We start from the raw sequence: 26,732 nt of genomic DNA on the forward strand, positions 1-26,732 counted from the left end.
TTAACCACGCTCCTTAAATAGTCGTTTTTTACGTTGCGTGCGAAGATAGAGGGTATAGGTCAAAAACATCAGAACGGCAGTGAATGTGATGATCACCAGAGCCCATAGTGATTTTTCAAGAAACGAGTTTGGCATGTTCAACTCTAACTGACTCCATAGAGGAGAACGATTGTCTTGAAGTGATATCGTTCCATTTGAGGCTTGAATTGACACATCCTCTGTACGAACCCACTCATCTTGATCACGTAAATCTAACCACTGGAAGCCAGGTGTAGATTCCATCATATCTACAAGATCTGCCAAATGTTCCATGCCGATATATGGGTGATAGAATCCTCCAATCATTGATTCTCGAACGATCAGTAATTCATCGCGAGCCCGACGCATTTCTTCAACTGGCCGTGGTAAGTCGGTTCTGACATACCCGATAGTTTCAGGGTACAACGTCATCCCATGTAATAAAGAAGGTTTTGATACGTAAGGGGTTGTCCCCATAACTTCCCATTCCGTATTGCTCCATTGAATTTGACCGAATACGTTTGAAAAATAAGTTGCCGTTAGCTGATATCCTGAATGCGACATCGTATAATGCGGTGCTTCAAAGGCTAGCGGATGAAGCCCTAAAGAAACTAGCTCGTGAACAGATTTCGTTAATTTTGATTGAATGTAGGATGCCTCTCCTTCTAAAACATCACGTAAATAGGTGTTGTAGTCCTTTGTATTACTGAAAGTTTCTTCTGGTTTTAAAATAATTGACTGCTCATCTGAAGGGGTGAGAACGGGTTGATTGTTCTCAACATCCCAGAATTCAAAACCTTCACCAGTTTCAGAGGAACGATATTGGTGAGTGTATCCATGGGCGATGACCGAGGCTCCACGCTTTTCAAGGTTCTTTATCACATTCAGTAATTTGGGACGATCATTGAAGTGAATGGCTTGCCCACTATCTGGATCTACATATACCGGAATGACTGCTAATAGAACTGGGATGTTACGATCAAGTAAGTAGTTCCCGGTTTTTTCGAGTAATTTTGGATCCGTGCTTGGGTTAACATCTTCTAGACGTATATACCCGAGGTGTTCTGGTTTTGCTTCTTCTTTAAAAAAGTCGTACAAACTATCGGCGAAGAGTAAAGAAGAACGATTTAATAAGTTATAAATACCAGAATAAAAATGCTCGTTGAGTTGGATGATTGTCGGGTACTCTTTGTCTTTTTGTGCAATACGTGCATGTACATTCTTCATTTGATGATTTACAGAGAAAACCGTATCCGCTAACGCGAATGTCAAACTTGTATTAGTCCGTTCTTGATAAAACTTTGAAACACCTTGTATGCGAGTGACGTCAATTTTTTCGAATGCTCTGAGTTGATTTGCATTAAACCCAATTCCATAAAGGGCAGCATTCGACTCATTGATTAGTTTACGAGTAGACGCTGGAATCGTTGCAGCATTTAAACCAAAGTAGAAAAGATGACTCGTTTTTTTAAAAGAAGTTTCTGTCACTTCTGTATCTCGAAGAATGTGAATGTCTTCAGAAAAACGAGAGACCAGTGCATCAAGTTTATAAATTTCAGGAGGTACATCGTTTGAGGTTGAACTATAAACAATCGTGACGTTTGGACTGTTTGCGAGTGCAACATGCGGAAAACCAATCAACGCGAACAGGAGGATGAGCACTTTATAGCGCATAACTTTTCAACTCATTTCTCATTAAACCGAGAACATCATCCGGGGATTGAATGCTTGCCTCTTTTGTAACAGTGTAGTGAGCAATATGATTTGTGAAAGAGACCGTTTTACCGTTCTTGATCACATAATCTCCAATCATATGTTTAAATCGATTTAATATAACCTGCATGTTTTCTTCAGAAGCATAGGGCAAAATTAGTGCGAATTCTTCGGTAGACAGTCTGAATTTTTTATCTGTTGTTCGAGTTGATTGATGTAAACGTTCGCTAAAGAACTTTAAGAAACGAGTGGACTCATCGGCTCCATATAGTTTTCTGAATTCAGTGAAGTGGTCAATTTGGTATAGGAGGACGGTAAACGATTCATCGTGACGGTTCGTTCGATCAATTTCTAACTGAAGTTCAAGTTCGAATCGATCTTTATTATCCAGTCCTGTCTCATCATCGATGGCGACAAGACGTCTTATTTTTTCTTGTAATACAAGATTGTTTTGAACCAATTGCTTGACTCGTTCATAAATACTGCCACTTAAAATAACAAGACCAATTAACCAAAGACCGAAATAGAAGAGCGTTGCCTCTGAAAAAAGGAAAGATTGGTCTTCAGGTCTAAAAAACATATTCCAAAAATATAGACTTCCAAACACGAATAGGATGAACAATGCAGAAAATAAACCAGCACGGATACCTGCAAATAAACTTATAAAAACGGCCGATGCGAGTAGCAGAATTCCTTCAGTCTGTACATTTCCTAGATCAGGAGTGTAAGTAAATAATATAGCGACAGCAATCAATAACATACCGACTTGTAAACTGATGAGACTTGTTTTACGGAATGACGTATCCATCTAAAAGTCCTCCTTCTGCTAATAAAGGTAATAAATTATCAAATGAATGGGTTTCTTTATTCGATACGTCAATGTATCCACCGTAGTATTCGGATGACGAATCGGAAATCATGAACGTCTTTAAATGTTTCATGATTGTTTCAGCAAACTCCTTCTCGTCACGTTCAAGTAAATAAAAAATAGCTAATGCGTATACGGCCTGCGATTCATAATTGACAGCAGGTTCTTTGGAATCAAGATCGTATCGCCCGTAAACAAGACCTTGATTGAACTGTTCTTTAAAAAAATCATAAAAAACGTCAGTTTCCAGATTGAATTGTTCATATCGAATGGCAACATAAAGTTGGTCAATCATATTGATTTCATCATCGAAGTGATATTTTTGGTCAGATATCGAGTATGACTTGGCGAAAAAAGGTCCTTGTAAAGGTGCCTCTTCAAGGAGTTGTTTGCTATTAAGATACAAATTATTCGAAGAAGGCATATAGCGTAAAGCTGCTTCATCCAAATAACTAAGTGTCAACACATCCCCCGTTTCATTCGTTGTTAAATCCACATAATCAACGGGGAGACCATCTTTCACGCCTTTAGTCGTAAGGGCTGTCGAGATCTTTTCAGCTAACTTTGTGTAAGTAGGTTCATTAAACACTTCTGCTGCTTTCGATAATGCGTGAATGATGCGCGCGTCATCAATCCAAGCGTTGACCGGACTTGCTGTGATGTCATCCCCTGTTTGTTCAAGGCGCCAACTGACTAAATTGGATTCATCTAAAAAATAGTGTTTAAAAATATCGATTTGATTGGCGAATTCGTCTTCTCGCTTTTGGTCTACTAAAAAGAGTAGATAAAGACCGATGGATTCAGATAAAAATTCATGTTGTCGATCCGAAATATTTGTCCGAATGAGCCCTTCTTTGGTCAATAAATGTTTTCGAACGAATGATTCGGTTGCGAATGTACTTTCATATGACTTCAGAGGTGGAGTTTCATTGGAACATCCACTTAATGTTAAAAATAATGCTGCTGAAAGCAAAACAAGTTGTCGCATAAGTAGCCCCTTTGAAATTAGCATATATACTATTAATGTAAATTACCCATTTTATTGATGGATATATACACTTAAATGAATGAGATAATTTAATATATGTCTTTTTTAGGTATTTGAATATTATTTTCATAAAAATATTAATGGTCGATGATTATATTAGATATCGGCAGGTCTTCCATCAGTTTTAAGTAAGAAAACAAAGAATGAGTACTCATTGGAATTTCGTCCCTTTGACATAGTATTTCATACAAAGAAGATAATTACATCACGTATGTCGTATCAGCGATGAATTTAAAAAGTGAGGGGCTAACCCTCACTTTTTTGTTTTATCTTCAAGACTGCAACGTAAAAGAAGAAAGCGGAACGGCATCATGACATGATGTTGCGAAAAAATGATAAATCCTTCTTTTCAATTATCAAGATGAAGGGGGTAAGAAGGTACTACAGTTAACCTGCGCCTGATTTCGGTCATTTAATCTGTCTGTAGGGAGGAAACCAACATGAAGGAACAAACGACGATCGTGGGCGATCTCGTGGAAGTTCTAAAGAAAAGTAAGAAATGGATGTTCGTGAGTATGGTTCTCGTCGGACTCTTAGCTTACTATTTGAGCACTTCATTCATCCAGCCGAAATATGAGGCGTCCACACAAGTGCTACTCGTTACACAACAAGAAGACAACCGCGTAGACAGTTCGGAAGTGTTATCCTCGCTCTCACTCGTCAATACGTATCGCGTCATCATGAAGAGCCCGGCTGTTCTTGAAAAAGTCAAAGAACAGGTGCCGAGCGCACCAGACCCGCTCTCAGATGCGCTCACCGTAGAAAGTGAAGAGGAATCGCAAGTCATCAATGTGTTCGTCACCGCGAACGATCCGGTCGTGGCAGCGGAAACGGCCAATGTGATCAGTGAAGTGTTCGTTTCTGAAATCCCGGATTTGATGAACATCGACAACGTTCGAATTTTATCTCCAGCCGAAATTCCGGAAGCTCCTGTCTCACCGAACGTGCTGCTCAACACGGCAATCGGTCTATTCGCCGGATTCTTGTTAGGTGGATTCATCGGTCTGTTACGCCACGTCTTTGATAAACGCATCCGGAACGAGCAAGAAGCGGAACGGTTGCTGGACTTGCCGGTCATCGGGTCGATTCCGACAATCGAACGTCGGGATTTGAAAACGAAAAATGTGAAGGAAGCGACACCCCAAGTGAAAGGAGACGTTTCGCATGTTCGGTCGAAAAAAGAACGCCAATCGTCTTGATTATAAAAAACGGGATCTCGTCACGTTGGCGAATCCGAAGTCACCGATCTCTGAACAATATCGGACGATTCGAACCAATCTGGAGTTCACGTCCGTCGGTCATAAATTACAGATGATCACCATCACATCCGCCTCGTCTGGGGAAGGGAAGTCGACCACGGCGGCGAACCTAGGGGTCGTCTATGCGCAACTCGGAAAAAATGTCGTCATCCTCGATTGTGATATGCGCAAACCGACGGCACACCAAACGTTCCAGTTGTCAGCCCATGCGGGACTATCTACCGTATTGGCCGGTCGGGTCACCCTCGAACATGCGCTTCAAAAAACGGATATCCCGCGCCTGACTTTGCTTGCGGCCGGTCCAATCCCACCGAATCCGACCGAGTTGATCGCCTCGTCACGCATGACGGACCTCCTCAGTGATTTGCGTGAGCAGTTTGACATCGTGATCGTCGATACGCCTCCGATGATGCACGTCGCCGATGCTCGACTGTTGGCCAACGTATCCGACGGGACGATTCTCGTGATCGGCTGCGAGAACTCAGATCGTCAGCTCGTCCTGAAGGCGAAAGAACAACTTGAACGGACCGGGTCACAACTTCTCGGACTCGTGCTCAACAAGCGTTCTTCTCGTAATACGAACACCTACTACGCATACGAGTGAGGTGTCGGACATGAATATTCTTCACATCAATGCCATCAACGAAGTGAAAAGCACCGGTCGGATGTGTAAAGAGCTTGCATCCGTTCATGCCTCTTCTGGACACCACGTCCGAATCGCTCATGCGACCGGACCAGTGACCGAGACGAGTGTGGTGGTTGGACAGGCGTGGGAAACGAAGCGACATGCGCTCCACGCCCGCGTGACGGGGCGTCAAGGATATACGTCCAAACGGTCGACCGCTGACTTGATTGCCTTCATGGACAGCTTTCGACCGGACGTGGTTCATCTTCATAATCTTCACGCCAATTACCTTCATCTTCAAACGTTGTTTGAGTATTTGGCGAAGCAGGACATCGCCACCGTCATGACGCTTCACGACTGCTGGCTATTCACCGGGAAATGTACCCACTATACGGCGGTCGGGTGTGAGCGCTGGAAGGACGGGTGTGGACAGTGTCCACTCTTAAAAGAAGACATCCCGAGCTGGTTTTTAGACCGGACCGGCGAGATGTTGACGGACAAGCGTAAATGGTACGACGCCATTCCACGCTTGGCAATAGTGGGAGTGTCGGATTGGATCACGATGGAAGCCCACTTCTCGATTCTGCAACATGCGTCCATCATTCGTCGCATCCACAACTGGGTCGATTTGGAGACGTTCATGCCGAAAGAGCCAGGCCCACTTCGGGCACGCCTCGGGTTGACGGGACAACACATTCTTCTCGGGGTGGCAAGCCATTGGACCGAGGCGAAAGGATTGTCTGCATTCATAGAGTTGGCCAAGGCCAGACCGTCCGACCAAATCGTCTTAGTCGGACAGATGCCAGAACAACATGATCTGCCGGCGAATGTGCTTCACATTCAAGAGACACATGACCCGAGCGAATTGGCTTCGTACTATGCCGCGGCAGACGTCTTGTTGAACCTGTCAGAGGAAGAATCATTTGGAAACGTGACGGCAGAGGCACTCGCCTGTGGCACGCCAGTCCTCGTCCTCGATTCCACGGCCAGTCCGGAACTCGTGACCGAACGAACCGGCGTCGTCGTCGCCACACGATCGGTCAACGATGTGATGGACGGACTCGATCGTCTTCATCACGCCTCGATCTCACGAATCGCTTGTGCGAACGAAGCGCGTCAACGGTTCGACTTGTTCGACCGGGCACAGGATTACCTGCACGTGTACGAGGAGCTGCAAACCGAGAAAGTGAGGAACGCTTTATGACACCACTCGTATCCATCATCATCCCTGTCTATAACGGGAGCGATTATTTACGGACATGTATCGACAGCGCCTTGGCCCAGACGCATCCTTCGATTGAAGTGATCGTCGTCAACGACGGTTCGACTGATGACGGGAAAACGGCGGCGATTGCGACAAGTTACGGTAAGCGAATTCGCTACGTGGAAAAGGAGAATGGGGGCGTCTCGAGTGCGTTGAATCGTGGAATTGAAGAGATGAACGGAGACTATTTCTCTTGGCTCAGCCACGATGACGTGTATGCGCCGACAAAGATCGAACGACAGCTCGCCGTATTGCGCGAGCAACATCTCCCGATGAACCAGACTATCGTCGTCACAGGGACGGCGTTCATTGACGAAAATGGGGAGGCGATCCGACGGGTGCAACGGAAAGTGAGCGGATTCTATTCGAGTCAGGACATGTTCCGTCATTTGTTGTTGTCGTCGACTTTGAACGGATGCGCGCTCTTGATTCCGCGACAAGCGTTCGAACATCGGCGTTTTTCGTTAGAGGACCGCTTCATTCAAGACTGGATCTGCTGGGTCGAGTTGGCGCTCGATGGGTTCGACTTTTACGTGATGCGTGAGCCGCTCGTCTATTCACGGATTCACGGCGAGCAACAGACGAAAAAAATCGCACATCGAGCCACGATGGAATCGAATCGCTATTTGAAGCGGCTACTCCAGGACGTCGAGGTGCGTGATAACGGAGAGGAATTGACCGCCATCATTCTGAAACACACGTTCAAGGAAAATGCGGCGGACGTACGGGAACAGTACTTAACGACACATGATGTGAATCGTTACTTTGGACCGATGGAATATCGGTGGCTTCGCTGGAACGGCATCTTGTTTTCAAACCTGCTGTCTCTATATCGGGGGATGACCAATCTGATCTATCGCTAGAAAGGAGGGATGGAGATGACGATCTATTTAGTCAATATGGCGCTGTTGGTCGGTTGGGGAATGTTGTTGATCCGTCACGAGATTCCGAGTCGCCGGGCTTGGTTCGTATCGTTCGCCACGATTCAATGGATCGTCTTGTCAGGCTTCCGAGACGTCACGGTCGGGGCCGATACGGCGCAGTACAAGGCACTCTTCCTGCAGTCGCAAACGTTGCCGCTCGGTGCGTTCACCGACCGTTTCTTTGAAATCGTCTTCACGGAGAGCGAGGACCCGGGGTTCTACCTGTTCCAACGTCTCATCCAGTACGTGATCACGGACTATCAAGTGTATCTCGTTCTCATCGCGATGATCTTCATGATCCCGCTCGGCTATTTCATCTACAAATACTCGAGCGAACCGCTCATCAGCTTCCTGCTCTTTTCGGTCCTCTTCTACGAATTCTTCGCCGTCACCGGGTTACGGCAAACGGTGGCGACCGCGCTCGTCGTGCTCGTCGGCTACCATTTCGTGCGGGCGCGGAAGTTGGGCTGGTTCCTCCTGCTCGTATGCATCGCCATGACGATTCATAAATCTTCGCTCATCTTCGTCCCGTTCTACTTTTTAGCGAACAAGCAACTGACCAAGGCGTATGTGATGACCATGTTCGGGGTCATCGTCGGATTGTTCGTCTTCCGGAATCCATTCTTCGACCTGCTCGTCCAAGTGTCTGGCTACGATACGTACAGCGCCATGGACGGCGCCGGGGCGGTCAACTTCAGTCTGATGTTGCTCTCCGTCCTCTTCGTAGCATTATGGCGAAAAGATCAAATTCTAGCGAACAATCCATCTGCCATCCATTTCTTCAATGCGCTGTTACTCGCCGCCTGTCTCTTGCCGTTGACGTTCTTGAACCCATCCATGATGAGGCTCGTCCAATACTTCTCGCTCTTCCTGCTGTTGATGATTCCGGAGATTGTCGGCACGTTCGAGCGGCGGGAACGACTCGTCGTCTATTACTCGGCGGTCATGTTGCTCGGTCTCTTGTTCATTCGCGAAGCGCCGGTGTATTCGTTCTTTTGGTAACACGAGGAGGTGAAGCATATGTCGACACGCATGACGCTAGACGAGGCAGCCAGTAACCGCAAAATCAAGATCGGGGCGGTCATGTCCTACACGCAAATCTTTTTCGGCATCTTATCCGGTCTCATCTATACGCCGTGGATGATTCATGAGATCGGGCAGGCGAGTTACGGGTTGTATATGCTGACCATCTCGCTCATCAGTATGTTTGCGATGGACTTCGGGCTCGATGCGGCCGTCTCACGATTCATGAGCAAGTATATGGCGGAGGGGGACCACGAGCGGGCAGGACGATTTTTAGGCATCGCCTATAAACTGTTCATCGCCATCTCGCTCGTCCTCTTCCTCATCCTCACCGTCGTCTACTTCTTCTTGGACTCGATTTACTCGAGTTTGACGGCGACCGAGCTCGAACAGTTGAAAGTCCTCTATGTGATCGCGGGACTGTTCATCGTCGTCTCGTTCCCGACGAAGCCATTCTCTGGCATTCTCGTATCCCATGAACAATTCCTCTTCTCGAGTGCCCTGCATCTCGCTGAGAAGGTCGGGACGGTCGCTTTGATGGTCACCGCGCTTCTTCTCGGCTATGGGTTGTATGCCCTCGTCATCGTCAATGCGTTGGTCGGCACCATCGTCTTACTCATCGAGTACGTCTTCATTCGGCGCAAGACTCTCGTCCGTGCCAACTTTCAGAATCGAGAGAAGGGGATTTATCGGGACATCTTTAGCTTCACGTCCTGGAGCACGATCACGCTCGTCGCCCAACGCTTCGTGTTGAACATCACCCCGAGCCTACTGGGGATTCTAGCAGGCAGTGCCTCGATTGCCCTCTTTTCCGTCGGGATGGTCATCGAAGGGTATGTCTGGACCATCGCGGCCTCGCTCGGTTACTTATTCCTTCCGAAGGTCAGTCGGATGTTGTCCCGAAACGATCGTGAGGCCATCGGGTACCTCTTCGTCCGCATCGGCCGGATTCAACTGTATATCGTCGGACTCATCCTCGCCTCGTTTTTCATCCTCGGTCGCGAGTTCATGCACCTATGGGTCGGACCAGACTTCACCGACTCCTACGTCATCGCCCTTCTCTTGATTGCACCGAGTGTGATCACGTTGACGCAAGACATCGGCAATACGACACTCATTGCCGAGAACAAAGTGAAGTATCGGGCGTTCGCTGCCCTCATCGTGGCCGCCATCAGTATGACACTCTCACCACTGTTGATTCCACACTTTGGTCCGATCGGTGCGGCCATCGCCATTTGTATCGGCAACATCGTCGGACTCGTCTTCTATATGAACGTGATTTACCATCGGGTCCTCGGTCTCGACATCCTCGACTTTTTCCGCAAGTGCCATCTGAAGCTCTTGCCCGGTATTCTCCTGTACACGCTCATCGGCTGGGGGATCCAGTTCTTCTTCCCGTCCTCGAATTGGTTCGGCTTCGGGGTGAAGGGAATCGTGCTCATCAGTATTTACGCCGTAATCATGTGGGGACTCGCATTTGATGAGACGGAGAAAACCATGTTCCGCCAAGTGTTCGCTCAATTGAAACTACGCATCCTATCCATTCACCACACATCCTAGGAGGGAACAAGATGAAACGACTCAAGGTTATGACGATTGTTGGGACCAGACCCGAAATCATTCGATTGTCCGCCGTGATGGCACGTCTCGAAGCCTCCGAGGCAATCGATCATGTGCTCGTTCATACGGGACAAAACTATGACTATGAATTGAATGAGATTTTCTTTGAAGACTTCGGACTCCGGACACCGGATTATGTGTTAGACGCCTCGGCGGATGGTCCGATGGCGACGATTGGGAATATCCTCATCACCATCGATCCCGTGCTCGCATCTGTTCGTCCGGACGCGGTCTTGTTACTCGGGGACACGAACAGCTGTCTCGCAGCCATCGCCGCAAAACGCCACCACATCCCCATCTTTCACATGGAGGCGGGGAATCGTTGTTTTGACGAACGGGTCCCGGAGGAAACGAATCGTCGCATCGTCGACCATATCGCCGACATCAACCTGACCTATAGCGATATCGCACGCGAGTATCTACTTCGTGAAGGGTTACCGGCGGACCGCATCATCAAGACGGGGAGCCCGATGTACGAGGTACTCCACCGTCAACGGGATAAGATCGAGCGGTCAGACGTGCTCGAGCAGCTCGACTTGGAGCGAGATGCCTATTTCGTCGTATCGGCCCATCGCGATGAAAACATCAGTGATGACGAGAACTTCTTCGATCTCGTCGACACGCTCAATGCGGTCGCGACCACGTACCAGCTTCCACTCATCGTCAGCACCCACCCCCGGACGGCAAAACGTATTCGTGAGAGCGGGGTGCGTCTCCATCCGAACATTCGTACCCTCAAACCGCTCGGCTTCAGTGACTACGTCCACCTGCAACTCCATGCGAAGGCCGTGTTGTCGGACAGCGGCACGATTAGTGAAGAGAGTTCGATTCTTGGAATCAAAGGATTGAATATCCGCCAAGCGCATGAACGTCCGGAGGCGATGGAGGAAGGGGCGGCGATGATGGTCGGATTGAAGCGGGAGCGAGTGCTGCAGGCGCTTCGAATCTTAGAAGAGACGGATGGCTCGATGCGACTCGTGAGCGATTACGCCATGCCGAACGTCTCTGATAAGGTGCTGCGCATCTTGTTGTCCTACACGGACTATGTGATGCGAGAGGTGTGGAAACAGCACACGGTGTCGACCGAGAAGAAAGAGGTGTGAGCCATGGACTATATGACGTTCAAACGAATCTTCGACGGGACGCTCAGCGGAGTGGCGCTCCTTCTTCTCGCACCGTTCCTGCTCCTCATCGCCCTCTTGATCAAAATCGATTCGCCGGGTCCCGTTTTCTTCAAACAAAAGCGCATCGGGTTACGGGAGACACGCTTTTGGATGTATAAGTTCCGGACGATGCATCAGGACACCCCGAACGATGTCCCGACACATCTGTTTAACGACTCCACGAAACACATCACGCGCGTCGGGGCGTTTCTTCGCAAGACGAGTCTCGATGAATTGCCACAGCTCGTCAACATTTTAAAAGGCGAGATGGCCATCGTCGGACCGAGACCCGCACTGTGGAATCAAGATGACTTGGTCGAGGCCCGTCGACAAGTGGGCGCGACAGAAGCGCTACCGGGGCTGACCGGGTGGGCACAGGTGAAGGGTCGAGATGAGCTTCCGATTGAGGTGAAGGCGAAACTTGACGGGGAGTACGTGCGCCAGATGAGCTTTTGGTTCGACCTGCGCTGTATCGCCTTGACCGTTCGGAACGTCTTGCTCCGGGAAGGAATCGTGGAAGGGGCACCCCCACCGAGCCCGTTGTCTGAAGAAAAGAAGATGATGCATGTTGCGAAAAAATGATAACGGTTTCCATTAAGTTACCAATTTAAGTGAGACCAACCGGGTAAATGATGACATACCGCTCTTCCTACATCTGAGACTAGACATCTACGAAAGGAGCCTTCTTATGTTTTCCAACAAAACATTGCTCATCACGGGTGGGACGGGATCGTTCGGCAATGCCGTGATGGAGCGATTCCTCGATACGAACATCAAAGAGATTCGCATCTTTTCACGGGATGAGAAGAAACAAGAAGACATTCGCAACCGCTATCATCATGACAAGTTAAAATTCTACATTGGTGATGTAAGGGACCCGAACAGCGTCAAAAATGCCATGTACGGCGTCGATTACGTCTTCCATGCGGCGGCACTGAAGCAAGTTCCCTCGTGTGAGTTTTTCCCGATCGAGGCGGTGAAGACGAATATTCTCGGTACGGAAAATGTTTTGAATGCCGCCGTCGAAGCGGGTGTGGAGAAGGTCATCTGTCTCTCGACGGATAAGGCGGCCTACCCGATCAATGCGATGGGGATCTCCAAAGCGATGATGGAAAAAGTCTTCGTCGCCAAGGCCCGTGCGGTCGGACCAGACCGGACGCTCATCTGCGGGACCCGTTACGGGAACGTGATGGCCTCGCGTGGGTCGGTCATCCCATTATTCGTGGAACAGATTAAAAGAGGGGAACCGCTCACCGTGACCGATCCGCTCATGACGCGTTTCTTGATGAGCCTGGCCGATGCGGTCGAGCTCGTCGTCTTCGCATTCCATCATGCGCATGCCGGTGACATCATGGTCCAAAAATCACCTGCCTCGACGATTGGTGTACTCGCCGAAGCGGTGAAGCAACTGTTCGGGGTCGATCTTCCCATCAAAGTCATCGGGACCCGCCACGGCGAGAAAGCGTTCGAGACGTTGATGACCCGGGAAGAGAAAGTCGTCTCCGAAGACATGGGTGGATTCTTCCGCGTCCCGGCCGACAATCGAGACTTGAACTACGAGAAGTACTTCAGTGAAGGCAGCCAGGAACTGACGGCTCAAGGGGAGTACAACTCGAACAATACGAGACAGCTCGATGTGGAGGAAGTGAAGGAACTCTTGTTGACATTACCTTACATCCAGGAAGAACTCGCGAAATGGACAATTCCCGCTTCCGCGAAACGAATCGGGTGAGCGTGATGACCAGACAACGACTCGTCTTCTTATCCAACATCGCTTCCCCGTATCAAGTAAAATTCGCTGACGTGCTTCAAAAGCACGTTGATACCGAGTTTTGGTTTTATAAACAAATCACCGATCAGCGACCTGACTGGTGGATTATCCCACTAGGTAAACGCTGTCGCGTCTTGAGAGGATCGTATTTCTCGAAAAAGACGAACTATCTCTCGTTCGACGTCTTTCTCCAACTCATCCGATTTCGACCGCATATCTTGCTACTAGCCGGCTTCACCCCGTTCCATGCCCTGCTCTTACAAATCGTCAAACTGTTCGGGGTGCGCGTCGTCGTCATGAGTGAACCGATTCGAAACGTACGGGGCGAGACGAGCGGCGAATCGACGTTATTGACAAGAGAGAACGGCTTGCACAAGACGACGCGGATTCATCGATTGTTCAAGCGGACCGATTTGATTTTTGGAATGGGGAACGTCGCACGTGATCAATTTATCAAGGAACTCGGCTTTCCTTCCGAACAAGTCGTCTCGGCACCCTATCCGATCGATATCGAGACGCACATGTCGCACCCGTTACGTCAGAAAGGACCAAACGACTCGATTCATCTGTTGTTTGCCAATCGCTTAGTTGAACGTTATCAACCGCTCGTCGCCTTAGAAGCGTATCGAATCTTGAAAGAAGAATATCCGAATCTTTCCATGTCGCTCAATCGCGACGGACACCTCGCGGATGCATGTCGACGATATATCGAAGACGAGCAGTTGAAGGATGTCACGTTCCTTGACGAAATCGAGTCGTGGGACGGATTGAATCTCGTTTACCGGAGTTCAGATATTCTCGTGTTACCGGCGACTTATTCGAATGGGAACATCAGCATCATTGAAGCCTGCGCGTCGGGGATGGGAATCGTCGTCAGCCATGACGTCAACAACGTCGCGCGTCATCTTCACGAAGGAATCAATTGTTACAAGTGCGAACCGACCGTGGCATCGCTCGTGACCGAACTGAAACACTATCTCGACCATCCCGAACGATTGACAACCCACGGACAGCAATCGAAAGAACTCGTGACGCCAAGATTGAACGCCAACACGGCTGCCGTCTATGTCGATTTACTCCAACCACTTTATCGCAAAGGAGATTCTCACCATGCTGAAGCTGCTGTTGCTCGGGGGAGCGATGCATCAAGTTCCCATCATCCAAAAAGCGAAACAACAAGGGATATCCACCGTCCTCTGTGACTATCTACCGGATAATCCAGGTCGCCTCGTGGCCGATCGCTATTACTGTACGAGCACCCTTGATCGGGAGGCAGTCCTCGCCATCGCGAGAGAAGAAGGCATCGATGGGATTGTCGCCTATGCGTCCGACCCGGCGGCGCGAACGGCCGCCTATGTTGGAGAAGCGCTCGGGTTAGTGACGAACTCACTTGAAACGGTCGAAACGTTGACGAATAAAGCGAAGTTTCGGACATTCCTACAGCGACATGGATTTGCCGTCCCGAAAACCTTTGCGTTCACCGACGTGGAAACGGCGGTCGAGACGTTACGGGAGCGAACAGGTGATTACATCATCAAACCGGCCGACGCCTCCGGGAGTAAAGGGGTCAACAAATGGAGTCGTGGGAAGGGGATTGCGCAGCTTCGCCACCATCTCCGAGTGGCATTTACGATGTCATTCAATCAGGAAGTGGTCGTGGAGGAGTTCATTACGCGAGACGGCTATCAATTAGCAGGTGATGGATTTGTCGTCAACGGGGAGTTAGTGTTTCGCTGTTTCGGAAACGGACACTTTAACGTGAACGGAGTCAACCCGTTCGCCCCGATCAGTGCGAGTTTTCCGAGTGTGCATCCGCCTCACGTGCTTGAGCGAGTCCATCAGACGTTGCAACGTATGTTGACTGAAGTCGGCTTCAAGCAAGGAGCGTTCAACTTCGACGTCTTCGTCAAAGGAGAAGACGTCTATCTGATGGATATTGGTCCACGGAACGGAGGGAATTACATCCCACAAATCATCGAACAAGCGACAGGCGTCGACTTGGTTCAGGCGACGATTGATGTCGCACTCGGGATGCCGGTGACGCTCGAGATGAAACCGGTCACCGTACCGTCCGCTTATTTCATCGTCAGCAGTCAAGAAACGGGGCAGTTCATGGGTGTCCATTTCGATGAGGACGCATATACGATTCGACAAGCGAACATCTATTACAACGTCGGAGATGTGGTCCCTCGCTTCGAAGGGGCAAATCAAGCGCTCGGTAGTTTGATTCTGGAGTTTGAAGACGTCGAGACGATGCTTCGACTCGTCGAACATCCCGGGCGATGGCTGACCTTACACATCAAGTCAACCGAAGAAACGGAGGGAGAATCATGGACATCGTCGTCACCGGTGCGAACGGTTTTTTAGGCAGACACCTCGTTCACGCCTTGGAGCGGGCTGGGCATCTCGTCCTCCCGATCACCCGTTCGACCTCATTCATGGAACGAAGCAGCTATCTGCGTCGAGCGGACGCCGTCTATCATGTGGCCGGAGTGAACCGTCCCGAACGAGTCGAAGAATTCACGACGGGAAACGTCGACTTGACCGAGGCGATCGCCACCGAATTGCTGTCCTATAATCCGGTCCCCGTCTTTTTTGCCTCGTCGATTCAAGCGACTCAAGACAATCCTTACGGAAACAGTAAACGAGAAGCGGAGGACATTTTGCGGCTGTACGGTCAACGGAGCGGGGCACCGGTTCACATATATCGGCTCCCGAACCTGTTCGGCAAATGGGGGAGACCATTCTATAACAGTGCGGTTACGACGTTTTGTTATCAGATTGCACGAGGAGAGGACGTCACGGTCACGCATCCCAATCATGTGTTGACGCTCGCCCATGTCGATGACGTCGTCGCCTCGTTTGTAGGGGCGCTGCATAAAACAGAAAGCACTGATTCAGACGTCCCGACACACCAGATCACATTATTCGACCTTGCCCGAATGATTGAATCGTTCGAAGCGGTCCGAATGGCTAGAGGGGTACCGGATGTATCGGATCCTTTTACGAAAAAGCTGTACAGCACGTACTTAAGTTACTTGCCGAAAGAACGGATGGTCACGCCTCTCTTGATGCATCAAGACGTGAGGGGATCGTTCACAGAACTGTTCAAGACGCCTGACCGTGGTCAAGTCTCCGTCAACGTGGCCAAACCCGGAATCACAAAAGGGGAGCACTGGCATGAGTCGAAACATGAACAATTCATCGTCGTCAGCGGTGAAGGCGTGATTCGGCTCCGGTTGATGGACCAAGATCAAATCATCTCGTTCCATGTTAGTGAAGAACAGCTTGAAGTCATCGAGATTCCGCCAGGTTACGTCCATCATATCGAAAACACGGGCGTGAAAGATTTAGTGACGGTGATGTGGGTGAACGAGCCGTTCGACGCGAGTCAACCGGACACCTATCGAGCCACTGTCGCACAAGACGCGGAAGTCTCATAAAGGAGGGATTCATCATGGTCATGGTGAGCATCAACTGCATCACATACAATCACGAGAAGTACATCGCTCAGGCGATTGAAGGCTTTTTGTCACAGCGCACGAACTTCGAGGTCGAGATTCTGATCCATGATGACGCCTCGACGGATCGGACGGCAGACATCATCCGGGAATACGTTCAGAAATATCCTGAAAAATTCAACGTCATCTATCAGACGGAGAATCACTATTCAAAAGGCGTGTTCATCGGTCGGTTGAACGAGGAGCGGGCACGCGGCAAATATATCGCGGTTTGTGAGGGCGATGATTACTGGACCGACCCGTACAAATTGCAAAAACAAGTCGACTATATGGAAGCCCATCCGGACTGTACGCTTTGTTTCCACGATGCGTACGTCGAGACAGGTGGGAAGCTCCACACGAATTGGCACGTCATTCCATGGATGCCGGAAAATCGAAAGCTCGCTTCATCCGTGCCCCGGACGTATGATGCCGGAGAATTACAGTTACTCGGGTTCGTTCCGACGATGTCCATGTTGTATGTGAACGATTTCCGTGACGCCCCGCGATGGCTCGAGGAGACGCCGGCGCGAGATGCATCGATTCGCTTGTATATCACGAGCAGGGGATACGCCTACTACATGCCGGAAGTGATGAGTGTCTATCGCTACGAAGTCGAAGGGTCGGCGACGACCATTTGGAACGAGGGGAATGTCGAACGTGACGTGAAGCGACATGAGGAGTTCATTCGTTTCATCAACTTATTTGATGCCTATACCGATGGGAAATACCATCAGGAGCTGGAGTTGTCCCGGATTTCCTTTGAAGTGGGGCTCCACCGATTGAAGGGGGAGTATGATGCGTTACGTTCTACTCGATATGACGCGTATCTGAATCGATTCGTCGGAATCGATCGAATCCGACCTTACTTGATGATCAAGCAGCCACATTTAACGGAGTGGCTGATTAAAATACGAAATCGGGCATTCGCTTGAACGAAAGGAAAAGGGGTGATTTCACCATGAGTGGTTCAAATATAGAAACAGATGCCGTCATTCCCGTCACGCGACCGAGTATGCCGGACTTTGATACGTATGTCGAGATGATTCGTCCCCTTTGGGAATCGCGTCACTTGAGCAACCGTGGCGAGCATGTGCGAGCGTTAGAAGAAGAGTTAGAGCAGCGTCTAAACGTCCCGCACGTCTCCTTATTGACGAACGGTCACCTGGCCCTCGAGACGGCGATTGATGTGCTCGGGTTAACGGGTGAGGTCATCACGACACCATTCACGTTCGCCTCGACGACGCATGCGCTCATCCGAAAACAGATCACTCCTGTCTTTTGTGACATCAACCCGATAAACTACACGATTGACGTCAACAAAATCGAGGCGTTGATCACGGAATGGACGACGGCTATCCTACCTGTTCATGTGTATGGGAACGTATGTGACGTGGAGGCGATCGAACAACTCGCAAAACGCCATGGACTTCATGTCCTCTACGATGCGGCGCACGCGTTCGGTGTCCGGCAAGACGGGCGCGACGTCTCGACGTTCGGCGACCTGACGATGTTCAGCTTTCATGCGACAAAAGTGTTTCACACGATTGAGGGTGGTGCGCTCACGTTCCGGGATGCCCGTTACGTCGAAGCGATTCATCAAGCCGTCAACTTTGGGATTACCGGACCAGAATCCGTCGAATCGGTCGGGGGCAACGCCAAGATGAACGAGTTTCAGGCGGCGATGGGACGGTGCAACCTCCCACGGATCGATGCCGACATTGAAAAGCGAAAACGTTTGGTCGAGCGATACGACACCCGTTTAGCGGACGCTTCGTTTCTACGCTTGAACCTTCGGGATGAACGGACGGAGTCCAACTATGCGTACTATCCAGTTCTCGTCAAGAAAGGGAGAGCGGCACGCGATGACATGATGGCATCCTTAGCGCAGCATGGGATTCTCGCCCGGAAGTACTTTTATCCACTCGTGACCGATTTTTCCTGCTACGCATTCGACGCATCCGTACCGAACGCCACGTACGTCTCGGATCGGGTGATCACGTTACCGCTCTATCCGGACATGACAATGGAGATGGTCGACCGCATTTGTGACGTAATCCTTGAAGGAGGGAATGAACGATGAAAGGAATCATTCTAGCGGGTGGGAACGGGACGCGTCTCTACCCGATGACGAAAGCAGTCTCGAAACAGCTATTGCCGATCTACGACAAGCCCCTCATCTATTATCCGATGTCGGTGCTGATGCTCGCCGGCATCAAGGAGATTTTATTGATCTCGACCCCGAAAGACATCTCCGGGTATGAGCGACTGTTCGGTGACGGGCATCAACTTGGAATCTCGATTACGTACCAAGTACAAGAGCGTCCGGTCGGTCTCGCGGATGCCTTCATTCTAGGAGAATCGTTCATCGGGGACGACTCCGTTTGCCTCATCTTAGGGGATAACGTCTTCTATGGGCCGAACTTGACGCGCTTTTTACAGGATGCGAAAGAGCGACAGTCAGGCGCGACGGTGTTCGGGTATCCGGTCAAAGACCCACGGGCATTCGGTGTCGTCGAGTTCGATGCGGACCGTCGTGTCTTGTCCATCGAAGAAAAGCCGGCGGTCCCGAAATCCAATTATGCGGTTCCAGGGCTCTACTTTTATGACAATCAAGTCGTCGAGTTCGCGAAACAAGTGAAGCCGTCGCCACGCGGCGAGCTCGAGATCACGTCGATCAATCAAATGTATTTGGAACGAGGCGAGTTGAACGTCGTCTTGTTCGGTCGCGGGATGGCATGGCTCGATACCGGGACACCTGAAGGGATGATTAAAGCCTCCATTTTCGTACAGACAGTACAGGAACGGCAAGGTTATTACATCGCATGTCTGGAGGAGATTGCATGGCGTCGTGGGTTCATCACACGAGAGCAATTGGCCGACATCGGTCAGACGCTCAAGATGACCGATTACGGACAGTATTTGATATCGCTTCTAGAGGAGGGAGAACAGACCCATGCATACGATCCTAGTGACTGGCGGAGCCGGGTTCATCGGTTCAAATTTCATAAAACACTTTCGGGACAAACATCCAACGTCACGCATCCTTAACGTCGACGCGTTGACCTATGCCGGCAATTTAGAGAACGTCCAAGCGTTCGAGCACGACCCGCTCTACGTGTTTCGGAAAGTAGACATCCGTGACCGTCCAGCGATTGATGAACTGTTCTCTCTCTTTGAGATTGACGAAGTCGTGCATTTTGCGGCGGAATCGCATGTCGACCGAAGTATCCTTGAGCCGGAGTTGTTCCTCTCGACGAATATCCTGGGTACACAAGTGTTGCTCGACGCGGCCATGCGGCATTGGAAACGGGATCCGGACGATAAAAACAGTCGAGACTATCGAGACAATGTCTGTTTCGTCCATGTCTCGACGGATGAGGTGTATGGGTCGCTAGGGGAGACGGGATTCTTTACTGAAGAGACCCCCCTCGCCCCGAACAGTCCTTATTCCGCCTCGAAGGCCGGGTCTGATTTGCTCGTTCGTTCCTATCATGAGACGTACGGCTTACCGATCAAGATCACCCGTTGCAGCAACAATTACGGTCCGTATCAATTCCCTGAGAAATTGATTCCGCTCATGGTACACCATTGTATGACTGATCAACTACTCCCAGTATATGGGGACGGAGGACATATCCGAGATTGGTTACATGTGCAGGACCACTGTGAAGCCATCGATCTCGTTCGACAAAAGGGACGAGTCGGAGAAGTCTATAACATCGGCGGACATAACGAGAAGACGAACCTGGAGCTCGTCCGAACGATTTTACAGACGTTTGACTTACCCAATGACCGTATCCAATTCGTGACGGATCGCCCTGGTCACGACCGTCGTTATGCCATTGACGCGAAGAAAATGCAAGACAAACTCGGGTGGGTGCCACGCTACAGTTTTGAACAAGGAATCGAAGAGACGATTGAATGGTACCGGTCACATCCGGAATGGGTCGAGCGCATCGTTTCGGGAGCGTATAAAACTTATTATCAAGACATCTATTCTTCCTAAGTCTGAGTCGTTCTATCGTCCCGGGGAAAGGAGGGGATCGACATGGTGATGGTCAGCATCGACTGCATCACGTATAACCACGAACCGTACATCGCCAAAACGATTGAAGGATTCTTGATGCAGGAAACGGATTTTGATTTCGAGATCCTGATTCATGAGGATGCCTCAACGGATCGGACGGCGGACATCGTGCGCGAATATGAAGAACAGCATCCGGACCGGATTCGGGTCATCTATCAAACGGAAAACCAATATTCTCAAGGGGTCATGGTGAATCTGTTAAACGAAGAGAGGGCGCGTGGCAAGTACATCGCCCTTTGTGACGGGGACGACTACTGGACCGACCCACACAAGTTGCAGAAACAAGTCGACTATATGGAAGCCCATCCGGACTGTACGCTCTGTTTTCATGATGCGTATGTCGAAACGGACGACACACTCCATACCGGATGGCGCGTCATCCCGTGGATGCCTGAAAACAGAAAGTATGCCTCGACGGAGCCGCGGACCTATCATGCCGGGGAGTTACAGCTACTCGGTTTCATTCCGACGATGTCCATGCTGTACCGGAATGGACTGACAGACGATCTGTTAGATTGGATCGGCGATACGCCCGCCTTCGACGGCGCGCTCAAACTGCACGTCGCAAGCCAAGGTTACGCCTACTACATGCCTGAGGTGATGAGCGTATATCGATTCGGTGTGTCCGGGTCGGTCACCACCAAGTGGCGTCAACGAAACAGGGAGCGCGATATTGAGCGGATGGAGGCATTCATCCGAATGATGGATGCATTCGATTCCTATACGGATGGCAGATTTCATCAAGAAATCGAAATCTCTCGCTTATCGTTCGAAGTCGGCTTGCATCGGCTCCGACGAGATTTTCAAGCGCTGAAGTCTCCCCGGTATGACCGATATGTGGAGCGTTTCGTCGGGAGAGAGCGGCTACGTCCCTACTTGATGGTACGACATCCGCACTTGATGGAGTGGTTGATTCGCATGCGCTCGTTCCAGCTGGGCTAAGGGAGGCGGCTCAAATGAAATTAGGGATTATGCAGCCGTACTACTTCCCATACCTCGGTTATATTCAATTGATGAACGCGGTGGACCAGTTCGTCATCTTGGACCATGTGCAATTTGCGAAACGAGGATGGATTCATCGAAACCGCATTTTGGTCGAGGGACATATCAAACCGATCCATCTGAAAATCGATCATATGACACAACATCGTACGATCCGTGAGCATGAGCGGATTCTCGATCCAGTTCATGAGAGCTATCAACTGCGCTTATTACACCATGCATATCAACGCGCACCAAGTTATGCCGACGTCATGCCGATGGTGGAACGAATCATTCAAAATCAGGAACGCAATGTCGCCACTTATCTAGAAACGTTATTGACGGAAGTGCGTGACTATCTCGAGATGGATACGGAGTTATTGGTCGCCTCCTCGCTCGACTACGACAAGTCGCTGAAGTGTGAACAACTGGTGCTCGAGATTTGTCATCACTTGCGTACCTCGCATTATATCAATGCGATCGGCGGGCAGGAACTTTATGACAAACAGCGGTTTGCGGAATCCGGGGTGCCGCTTGATTTTATCCAGATGGATGCGGTGGAATATGCTCAATTTGGTCATCCGTTCACACCCAACTTGTCCATCATCGATGTCTTGATGTTCAATTCGAAGACGAAAGTGCGTGAATTGCTCCACGCCTATACACTCGTCTAATCAGGCGAGATAGAGGACGCAACGATTAGAGGAAAGGGGATGAACACGTTGAACACATCATTTGAATGGACCAATCGACGTCTATTCTTCAGCCCTCAGCGAGACGCATCACTCGACTGGATGGATGCGTTCGCACAAGGACCTTGTGTGTTGGAACGCGATACCTATTTGCGGATCTACTTCAGCTGTCGACCGAAGCCGATCGATGGACGATACGTCAGTCACAGCGGGTATGTGGATGTCGCAAAAGAGGATTTCTCGATTCTTCGGGTGAGTGAACGACCGATATTGGAGCTCGGTGCACGTGGGACGTTCGACGAGTTTGGTGTCTATCCGTTTTCGGCGATTGAGGTCGGGGATGAGGTGCATGCCTATTACGGGGGCTGGACGCGTACGGTGTCCGTTCCGTTTAATGTGAATATCGGAAAAGCCATCAGTCGGGACGGCGGACGTACGTTCGAGCGCGTCGGTCCAGGACCAATCTTATCGTATACACTCGATGAACCCTTCATCTTGAGCGGACCGAAGATTCGACGTTTTCAGGACACGTGGGTGTTGTTCTATATCGCCGGACGAGAGTGGATCATGGATGGCGAACGTCCGGAACCGGTGTATAAGATCCGGTTGGCCACGTCGAAGGACGGGGTCACGTGGGTGAAGGCGGGACGCGATTTGATTGAAAGCGTACTTCCAAATGAGGCGCAGGCTAGTCCAGACGTCTTTTATGAAGATGGGCGCTATCATATGTTTTTCTGTTACCGGGACGCGACCGATTATCGGAAAAATCCAGAGCGGACGTATCGAATCGGATATGCCTCTTCTCCGGATTTCCTCCATTGGACGCGTGACGATGACGTGATGAAGTTCTCGCGGACAGAATCAGGATTCGATGACGAGATGGTCGCCTACCCCCATACGTTCACGTTGAACGGGAAACGATATTTACTTTACTTGGGCAATGAAGTCGGACGAGAAGGATTCGGCATCGCGGAGCGCAAGGAGGGAGCGAGATGAAGTGGAAGAAACTCGGACACATCTTCGACCCGGCGCCGTACGGATTTTTCGGGGAGTACTCCTCGTTCGCCCAGTCCCCTCAGGCGCTCGTCTTCGAGGATTTTGTGCGCATCTATTTCTCGACCCGTGAACCGGACGGTGACATGTTCAAGAGCCACGTCCGATACGTGGACATGACACGTGATTTCAACATCATCGACGTGTCCACAGATGAGATCATCCCCCTTGGAAAACGGGGGACGTTCGACGAACACGGGATCTTCCCATTTCACGTCACGCGGACGCGTGATGGGCTTTATGGCTATACGAGTGGCTGGAGCCGTCGTGACTCGGTAGCTGTCGAAACGGGGATTGGCCTCTCTGTCAGTCGGGACGAGGGAGAGACGTTCGAACGACTCGGAGACGGGCCCGTATTATCGGCGAGCATCGAGGAACCGTTTCTCGTCGGCGACCCCTTTGTCGTCACACGGGAACAATACTATATGTATTACATTTACGGGACGACATGGAAAGAGGGGCCGGATGGCGTCCAGGAACGAACGTATAAGATTGCGCTCGCCACGTCAGAAGATGGACAGTCGTTCAAGCGTCACGGAAGAATCGTTTCGGATACGATTGCGGACGAGAGTCAGGCGCTTCCGACCGTGTTCGAAGCGGACGGACGTTACCATATGATCTTCTGTTTTCGAGACACATTCGGCTTTCGGACCGACCCGTTACGCGGATATCGATTAGGTTACGCCTATTCGGAAAATCTGTTGGACTGGACGCGGGATGATGCGGCGCTCGTCTTCGAGCGAAGTTCCGACGGGTGGGACGCGGACATGGAGTGTTATCCGCATGTCTTCGAGTGGGGAGGTCGGCACTATCTTCTCTATAACGGGAACGAGTTTGGGCGACATGGATTTGGTGTCGCAATTTTGGAGGACGTATGATGACTCGCGACCAAGGGACGGTCTCTGACTATGTGGCGCATCTTGAGGCGTGTGATCACCTGTTCCCGACCAAGCTGTCGGAGCGGGTAGCGCTAGAGCCATACGCTTTGAAGCTCTACGAACGGGCGACGTCATATGAAATTTGGAATGACGGGTGTCTCGTCGGGCTAATCGCAGCATACATGGATACGGACATCGTCTTCATCAGCCATATTTGCGTGTTGCCGAAAGCGCCGTCCGGTAGTGGGCACGCCTTATTGGAAGCGTTATGCGAAGAAGCAATCGAGACGAACAAAAGGAAGATTCACTTGCACGTCGAGGCAACGAACGAACGGGCGATTGCCTTCTACATGCGGCACGGCTTCAGCGAGCTCGACCGAACGGGTGATGTGCTCGTCATGGAGTGTGTGTTGTGAAACGAATCCATATCTCGTGTTGTAAAGAAATTTAAACACAAGTCGAAGCTGATCCTCGTCCATCGTACGAGGATTTTTTGATGAATGCAGGAAACTGATAAGCTTTATCGAATACGACAAAAAGAAAAAGCGCCTGACCGAGGTCAAACACTTTTCTTGAGCTCTCGTTTCCGATCACGTTGTACTTTCCAAATCACCGATCCAACGATGATCAGGATTGGCGCGATGACCCATGGATGGGCTTCGAGAATCGAGACGAGTTCAAAAATGGAGAGCCATCCGCTCACCATGATCAAGACTAGCAAAAAGGTTTTCAGTCTCCCCCGGACCGGAAGCCAAAAATAAACGAACAATGTCACTAAGAAGAAAGCGATTAAGCCCATGCGGTTTGTCCTTTCACCCATCATTTTGACTCATTATAGCAAAGAACATCGAGAGAGTGTTAGAAGCTTCACTTCTTCGGCGTGTTTCGGTACGCTTATAAAAGATGATTGAAGGAGGAACTGATGTGAAATTTGGAATTATTGGTTTAGGATACGTTGGATTGGCTACACTTTGTGGTTTGGCAAAAGCCGGTCATCACGTCATCGGGGTTGAAGCGGACGAAGAGAAGCTACGTCTTCTCATGAGTGGACACCCACCATTCCATGAACCAGGCATGGCAGAGGTGTTGCAAGAGCACGCCGACCAGATCACCCTGACAAGCCGAATCGCGGATACGGAGCAGGTCGACTATTTGATTCTTGCGGTCGGGACACCGAGCAAGTCGGATGGAAGCTGTGACTTATCTTATATCGAAGCAGTCCTATCGGAACTAAACACGAAGCATAAAATCGTCATTCGTAGCTCGGTCCCACCCGGCACGACAGATTTACTGAACATCATGTATCCCTCTCATACGTTTGCAATCGTACCGGAATTTTTACAAGAAGGACGCGCGCTCGCAGATGTCATGAAACCACACCGGGTCGTCATCGGGTGTGTAAACTTCGAAGTCGCAGAAGAGTTGGCAGGAATCTACGGACGCCTTGGCGTTCCGCTCATCTGTACAACACCGATCAATGCAGAACTCATCAAATACGCCTCGAACGCCTTTTTGGCCACGAAAATTAGCTTCATGAACGACTTGTCGCGTCTAGCCGATCAAGCTGGCGCTGACATTTCGACGATTGCGGACGGGATGGGACTCGATCCGCGAATTGGGCGTTCGTTCTTGAACGCGGGCATCGGGTACGGAGGTTCGTGCTTCCCGAAAGACATGAACGCACTCCTACACGTCGCGAGTGAAAACGAGATCGATCTACGTGTCATCCGGGCGGCGACGAAAGTGAATGAGACGCAAATCGAGTACGTGCTCTCAAAATTGAACGTTGAACCGAACATGCGCGTGGCTATCCTTGGTTTGGCATTCAAACCAGGAACAGACGATATGCGAGATGCCCCATCAATTCTACTCGCTCACCACATGGTGGCCCGTAACGTAGACGTCATCGGGTATGATCCGATTGCGACGTGGGACTATCCACAAGCGACGACGGTCGAAGAGGCGCTGAAGGGAGCCGATTATGCCATTCTCGTCACAGAATGGGATGAGATCGTGAACTTGGCACCGGATGCTTTCAACGGCATGCGCCAGCGTCGATTGATCGATGCACGAAACGCATGGAAGTTCGCACGCGATCCGGGCGATGTGTCATACGAAGGAATCGGACGGATGCAACGTCCGTCGAACACACCGACTTCAAACTAAAACTGTTCAGGACCGCTCATATAGGCGGTCCTGTTTTTGCGAGACGTGAATCTTTTGTAGCAGTCATGACGTATAGA

Annotated in this window: 26 protein-coding genes; 22 read left to right on the plus strand and 4 right to left on the minus strand. The window is 50.2% G+C overall.

The features are described from left to right. From KNO70_RS01905 to KNO70_RS01915, 3 genes are read right to left on the minus strand one after another with little or no spacing between them, the layout of a single operon-like run. Entirely contained in the window at positions 1–1,692 is a 1,692-nt protein-coding gene (locus KNO70_RS01905; protein ID WP_214687475.1) for a DUF2334 domain-containing protein, read from the minus strand. Continuing rightward, positions 1,682–2,539 carry a GGDEF domain-containing protein gene (locus KNO70_RS01910; protein WP_078147571.1) on the minus strand — a complete coding sequence of 286 codons (858 nt, stop codon included), beginning with the start codon at positions 2,537–2,539 and terminating at the stop codon, positions 1,682–1,684. Before KNO70_RS01910 ends, KNO70_RS01905 begins: the two co-directional genes overlap by 11 nt. Continuing rightward, on the minus strand, positions 2,520–3,587 hold the full coding sequence (locus tag KNO70_RS01915; protein WP_214687473.1) for a hypothetical protein: 1,068 nt from the start codon (positions 3,585–3,587) through the stop codon (positions 2,520–2,522). The genes KNO70_RS01910 and KNO70_RS01915 overlap by 20 nt, the downstream gene beginning before the upstream one ends. 500 nt (positions 3,588–4,087) lie before the next feature. On the opposite strand from KNO70_RS01915, the gene KNO70_RS01920 reads away from it, so the two are divergent. From KNO70_RS01920 to KNO70_RS02020, 21 genes are all read left to right on the plus strand, one after another. Further along, a complete protein-coding gene (locus tag KNO70_RS01920; RefSeq protein ID WP_214690489.1) occupies positions 4,088–4,846 on the plus strand; it encodes a YveK family protein in 759 nt (252 codons plus the stop codon). Continuing rightward, the gene (locus tag KNO70_RS01925) at positions 4,812–5,510 is read left to right on the plus strand and encodes a CpsD/CapB family tyrosine-protein kinase (protein WP_078147568.1); all 699 of its coding nucleotides are present in this window, start codon (positions 4,812–4,814) and stop codon (positions 5,508–5,510) included. The genes KNO70_RS01920 and KNO70_RS01925 overlap by 35 nt, the downstream gene beginning before the upstream one ends. Positions 5,511–5,520: 10 nt before the next feature. Beyond that, on the plus strand, positions 5,521–6,735 hold the full coding sequence (locus KNO70_RS01930) for a glycosyltransferase (protein ID WP_214810983.1): 1,215 nt from the start codon (positions 5,521–5,523) through the stop codon (positions 6,733–6,735). Beyond that, a complete protein-coding gene (locus tag KNO70_RS01935; protein WP_214810985.1) occupies positions 6,732–7,658 on the plus strand; it encodes a glycosyltransferase family 2 protein in 927 nt (308 codons plus the stop codon). The genes KNO70_RS01930 and KNO70_RS01935 overlap by 4 nt, the downstream gene beginning before the upstream one ends. 15 nt (positions 7,659–7,673) lie before the next feature. Then, the gene (locus KNO70_RS01940; RefSeq protein ID WP_214810986.1) at positions 7,674–8,720 is read left to right on the plus strand and encodes an EpsG family protein; all 1,047 of its coding nucleotides are present in this window, start codon (positions 7,674–7,676) and stop codon (positions 8,718–8,720) included. A gap of 18 nt (positions 8,721–8,738) precedes the next feature. After that, the gene (locus KNO70_RS01945) at positions 8,739–10,301 is read left to right on the plus strand and encodes an oligosaccharide flippase family protein (protein WP_214685935.1); all 1,563 of its coding nucleotides are present in this window, start codon (positions 8,739–8,741) and stop codon (positions 10,299–10,301) included. Positions 10,302–10,312: 11 nt separating this feature from the next. Continuing rightward, entirely contained in the window at positions 10,313–11,464 is a 1,152-nt protein-coding gene (wecB, locus tag KNO70_RS01950; RefSeq protein WP_078147563.1) for a non-hydrolyzing UDP-N-acetylglucosamine 2-epimerase, read from the plus strand. Between the two features lie 3 nt (positions 11,465–11,467). Continuing rightward, the gene (locus tag KNO70_RS01955) at positions 11,468–12,106 is read left to right on the plus strand and encodes a sugar transferase (RefSeq protein WP_214757922.1); all 639 of its coding nucleotides are present in this window, start codon (positions 11,468–11,470) and stop codon (positions 12,104–12,106) included. Between the two features lie 106 nt (positions 12,107–12,212). Continuing rightward, a complete protein-coding gene (locus KNO70_RS01960) occupies positions 12,213–13,256 on the plus strand; it encodes a polysaccharide biosynthesis protein (RefSeq protein WP_047794890.1) in 1,044 nt (347 codons plus the stop codon). Further along, complete coding sequence (locus KNO70_RS01965) at positions 13,220–14,497, plus strand: glycosyltransferase family 4 protein (RefSeq protein ID WP_214685933.1); 1,278 nt, start codon at positions 13,220–13,222, stop codon at positions 14,495–14,497. The genes KNO70_RS01960 and KNO70_RS01965 overlap by 37 nt, the downstream gene beginning before the upstream one ends. Further along, positions 14,406–15,662, plus strand: a complete 1,257-nt coding sequence (locus KNO70_RS01970; RefSeq protein ID WP_251026420.1) for an ATP-grasp domain-containing protein — start codon at positions 14,406–14,408, stop codon at positions 15,660–15,662. Before KNO70_RS01965 ends, KNO70_RS01970 begins: the two co-directional genes overlap by 92 nt. Further along, positions 15,626–16,738, plus strand: coding sequence for a polysaccharide biosynthesis C-terminal domain-containing protein (locus tag KNO70_RS01975; protein ID WP_214685930.1), 1,113 nt, complete (start codon positions 15,626–15,628; stop codon positions 16,736–16,738). Before KNO70_RS01970 ends, KNO70_RS01975 begins: the two co-directional genes overlap by 37 nt. A gap of 14 nt (positions 16,739–16,752) precedes the next feature. After that, positions 16,753–17,730 (plus strand): glycosyltransferase family 2 protein, encoded by a 978-nt coding sequence (locus tag KNO70_RS01980; RefSeq protein ID WP_214810988.1) that lies wholly within the window; start codon positions 16,753–16,755, stop codon positions 17,728–17,730. A gap of 26 nt (positions 17,731–17,756) precedes the next feature. Next, a complete protein-coding gene (locus KNO70_RS01985) occupies positions 17,757–18,878 on the plus strand; it encodes a DegT/DnrJ/EryC1/StrS family aminotransferase (protein ID WP_214685927.1) in 1,122 nt (373 codons plus the stop codon). Then, a complete protein-coding gene (gene rfbA, locus KNO70_RS01990) occupies positions 18,875–19,846 on the plus strand; it encodes a glucose-1-phosphate thymidylyltransferase RfbA (RefSeq protein WP_214810990.1) in 972 nt (323 codons plus the stop codon). The genes KNO70_RS01985 and rfbA overlap by 4 nt, the downstream gene beginning before the upstream one ends. Continuing rightward, positions 19,752–20,804: a dTDP-glucose 4,6-dehydratase gene (gene rfbB, locus KNO70_RS01995; RefSeq protein WP_214810995.1), complete on the plus strand. Its 1,053-nt coding sequence runs from the start codon at positions 19,752–19,754 to the stop codon at positions 20,802–20,804. Before rfbA ends, rfbB begins: the two co-directional genes overlap by 95 nt. Positions 20,805–20,846: 42 nt before the next feature. Continuing rightward, on the plus strand, positions 20,847–21,827 hold the full coding sequence (locus KNO70_RS02000) for a glycosyltransferase (RefSeq protein WP_214810997.1): 981 nt from the start codon (positions 20,847–20,849) through the stop codon (positions 21,825–21,827). 14 nt (positions 21,828–21,841) lie between these two features. After that, positions 21,842–22,540 (plus strand): WbqC family protein, encoded by a 699-nt coding sequence (locus KNO70_RS02005; protein ID WP_214811000.1) that lies wholly within the window; start codon positions 21,842–21,844, stop codon positions 22,538–22,540. 39 nt (positions 22,541–22,579) lie between these two features. Beyond that, on the plus strand, positions 22,580–23,554 hold the full coding sequence (locus tag KNO70_RS02010; RefSeq protein WP_214730277.1) for a glycoside hydrolase family protein: 975 nt from the start codon (positions 22,580–22,582) through the stop codon (positions 23,552–23,554). Continuing rightward, a complete protein-coding gene (locus KNO70_RS02015) occupies positions 23,551–24,489 on the plus strand; it encodes a glycoside hydrolase family protein (protein WP_214811002.1) in 939 nt (312 codons plus the stop codon). The genes KNO70_RS02010 and KNO70_RS02015 overlap by 4 nt, the downstream gene beginning before the upstream one ends. Further along, complete coding sequence (locus KNO70_RS02020) at positions 24,489–24,905, plus strand: GNAT family N-acetyltransferase (RefSeq protein ID WP_214811004.1); 417 nt, start codon at positions 24,489–24,491, stop codon at positions 24,903–24,905. Before KNO70_RS02015 ends, KNO70_RS02020 begins: the two co-directional genes overlap by 1 nt. Positions 24,906–25,048: 143 nt before the next feature. Here KNO70_RS02020 and KNO70_RS02025 read toward each other — a convergent pair whose 3' ends face one another. Beyond that, on the minus strand, positions 25,049–25,309 hold the full coding sequence (locus KNO70_RS02025; protein ID WP_214811006.1) for a hypothetical protein: 261 nt from the start codon (positions 25,307–25,309) through the stop codon (positions 25,049–25,051). A gap of 104 nt (positions 25,310–25,413) precedes the next feature. On the opposite strand from KNO70_RS02025, the gene KNO70_RS02030 reads away from it, so the two are divergent. Next, the gene (locus KNO70_RS02030) at positions 25,414–26,655 is read left to right on the plus strand and encodes a UDP-glucose dehydrogenase family protein (protein WP_214687437.1); all 1,242 of its coding nucleotides are present in this window, start codon (positions 25,414–25,416) and stop codon (positions 26,653–26,655) included. Positions 26,656–26,732 lie beyond the last annotated feature (77 nt).

Origin of the sequence: Exiguobacterium sp. s181 (assembly GCF_018617125.1) — a bacterium.
In the GTDB taxonomy this organism is placed as follows: Bacteria; Bacillota; Bacilli; order Exiguobacteriales; family Exiguobacteriaceae; genus Exiguobacterium; species Exiguobacterium profundum.

Excerpts from the sequence above, each read along its gene's own strand:
- KNO70_RS01905 (WP_214687475.1), bottom strand. The coding sequence starts at position 1,692 with ATGCGCTATAAAGTGCTCATCCTCCTGTTCGCGTTGATTGGTTTTCCG.
- KNO70_RS01910 (WP_078147571.1), bottom strand. The coding sequence starts at position 2,539 with ATGGATACGTCATTCCGTAAAACAAGTCTCATCAGTTTACAAGTCGGT.
- KNO70_RS01915 (WP_214687473.1), bottom strand. The coding sequence starts at position 3,587 with ATGCGACAACTTGTTTTGCTTTCAGCAGCATTATTTTTAACATTAAGT.
- KNO70_RS01920 (WP_214690489.1), top strand. The coding sequence starts at position 4,088 with ATGAAGGAACAAACGACGATCGTGGGCGATCTCGTGGAAGTTCTAAAG.
- KNO70_RS01925 (WP_078147568.1), top strand. The coding sequence starts at position 4,812 with ATGTTCGGTCGAAAAAAGAACGCCAATCGTCTTGATTATAAAAAACGG.
- KNO70_RS01930 (WP_214810983.1), top strand. The coding sequence starts at position 5,521 with ATGAATATTCTTCACATCAATGCCATCAACGAAGTGAAAAGCACCGGT.
- KNO70_RS01935 (WP_214810985.1), top strand. The coding sequence starts at position 6,732 with ATGACACCACTCGTATCCATCATCATCCCTGTCTATAACGGGAGCGAT.
- KNO70_RS01940 (WP_214810986.1), top strand. The coding sequence starts at position 7,674 with ATGACGATCTATTTAGTCAATATGGCGCTGTTGGTCGGTTGGGGAATG.
- KNO70_RS01945 (WP_214685935.1), top strand. The coding sequence starts at position 8,739 with ATGTCGACACGCATGACGCTAGACGAGGCAGCCAGTAACCGCAAAATC.
- wecB (WP_078147563.1), top strand. The coding sequence starts at position 10,313 with ATGAAACGACTCAAGGTTATGACGATTGTTGGGACCAGACCCGAAATC.
- KNO70_RS01955 (WP_214757922.1), top strand. The coding sequence starts at position 11,468 with ATGGACTATATGACGTTCAAACGAATCTTCGACGGGACGCTCAGCGGA.
- KNO70_RS01960 (WP_047794890.1), top strand. The coding sequence starts at position 12,213 with ATGTTTTCCAACAAAACATTGCTCATCACGGGTGGGACGGGATCGTTC.
- KNO70_RS01965 (WP_214685933.1), top strand. The coding sequence starts at position 13,220 with ATGGACAATTCCCGCTTCCGCGAAACGAATCGGGTGAGCGTGATGACC.
- KNO70_RS01970 (WP_251026420.1), top strand. The coding sequence starts at position 14,406 with ATGCTGAAGCTGCTGTTGCTCGGGGGAGCGATGCATCAAGTTCCCATC.
- KNO70_RS01975 (WP_214685930.1), top strand. The coding sequence starts at position 15,626 with ATGGACATCGTCGTCACCGGTGCGAACGGTTTTTTAGGCAGACACCTC.
- KNO70_RS01980 (WP_214810988.1), top strand. The coding sequence starts at position 16,753 with ATGGTCATGGTGAGCATCAACTGCATCACATACAATCACGAGAAGTAC.
- KNO70_RS01985 (WP_214685927.1), top strand. The coding sequence starts at position 17,757 with ATGAGTGGTTCAAATATAGAAACAGATGCCGTCATTCCCGTCACGCGA.
- rfbA (WP_214810990.1), top strand. The coding sequence starts at position 18,875 with ATGAAAGGAATCATTCTAGCGGGTGGGAACGGGACGCGTCTCTACCCG.
- rfbB (WP_214810995.1), top strand. The coding sequence starts at position 19,752 with ATGCATACGATCCTAGTGACTGGCGGAGCCGGGTTCATCGGTTCAAAT.
- KNO70_RS02000 (WP_214810997.1), top strand. The coding sequence starts at position 20,847 with ATGGTGATGGTCAGCATCGACTGCATCACGTATAACCACGAACCGTAC.
- KNO70_RS02005 (WP_214811000.1), top strand. The coding sequence starts at position 21,842 with ATGAAATTAGGGATTATGCAGCCGTACTACTTCCCATACCTCGGTTAT.
- KNO70_RS02010 (WP_214730277.1), top strand. The coding sequence starts at position 22,580 with ATGAACACGTTGAACACATCATTTGAATGGACCAATCGACGTCTATTC.
- KNO70_RS02015 (WP_214811002.1), top strand. The coding sequence starts at position 23,551 with ATGAAGTGGAAGAAACTCGGACACATCTTCGACCCGGCGCCGTACGGA.
- KNO70_RS02020 (WP_214811004.1), top strand. The coding sequence starts at position 24,489 with ATGACTCGCGACCAAGGGACGGTCTCTGACTATGTGGCGCATCTTGAG.
- KNO70_RS02025 (WP_214811006.1), bottom strand. The coding sequence starts at position 25,309 with ATGGGTGAAAGGACAAACCGCATGGGCTTAATCGCTTTCTTCTTAGTG.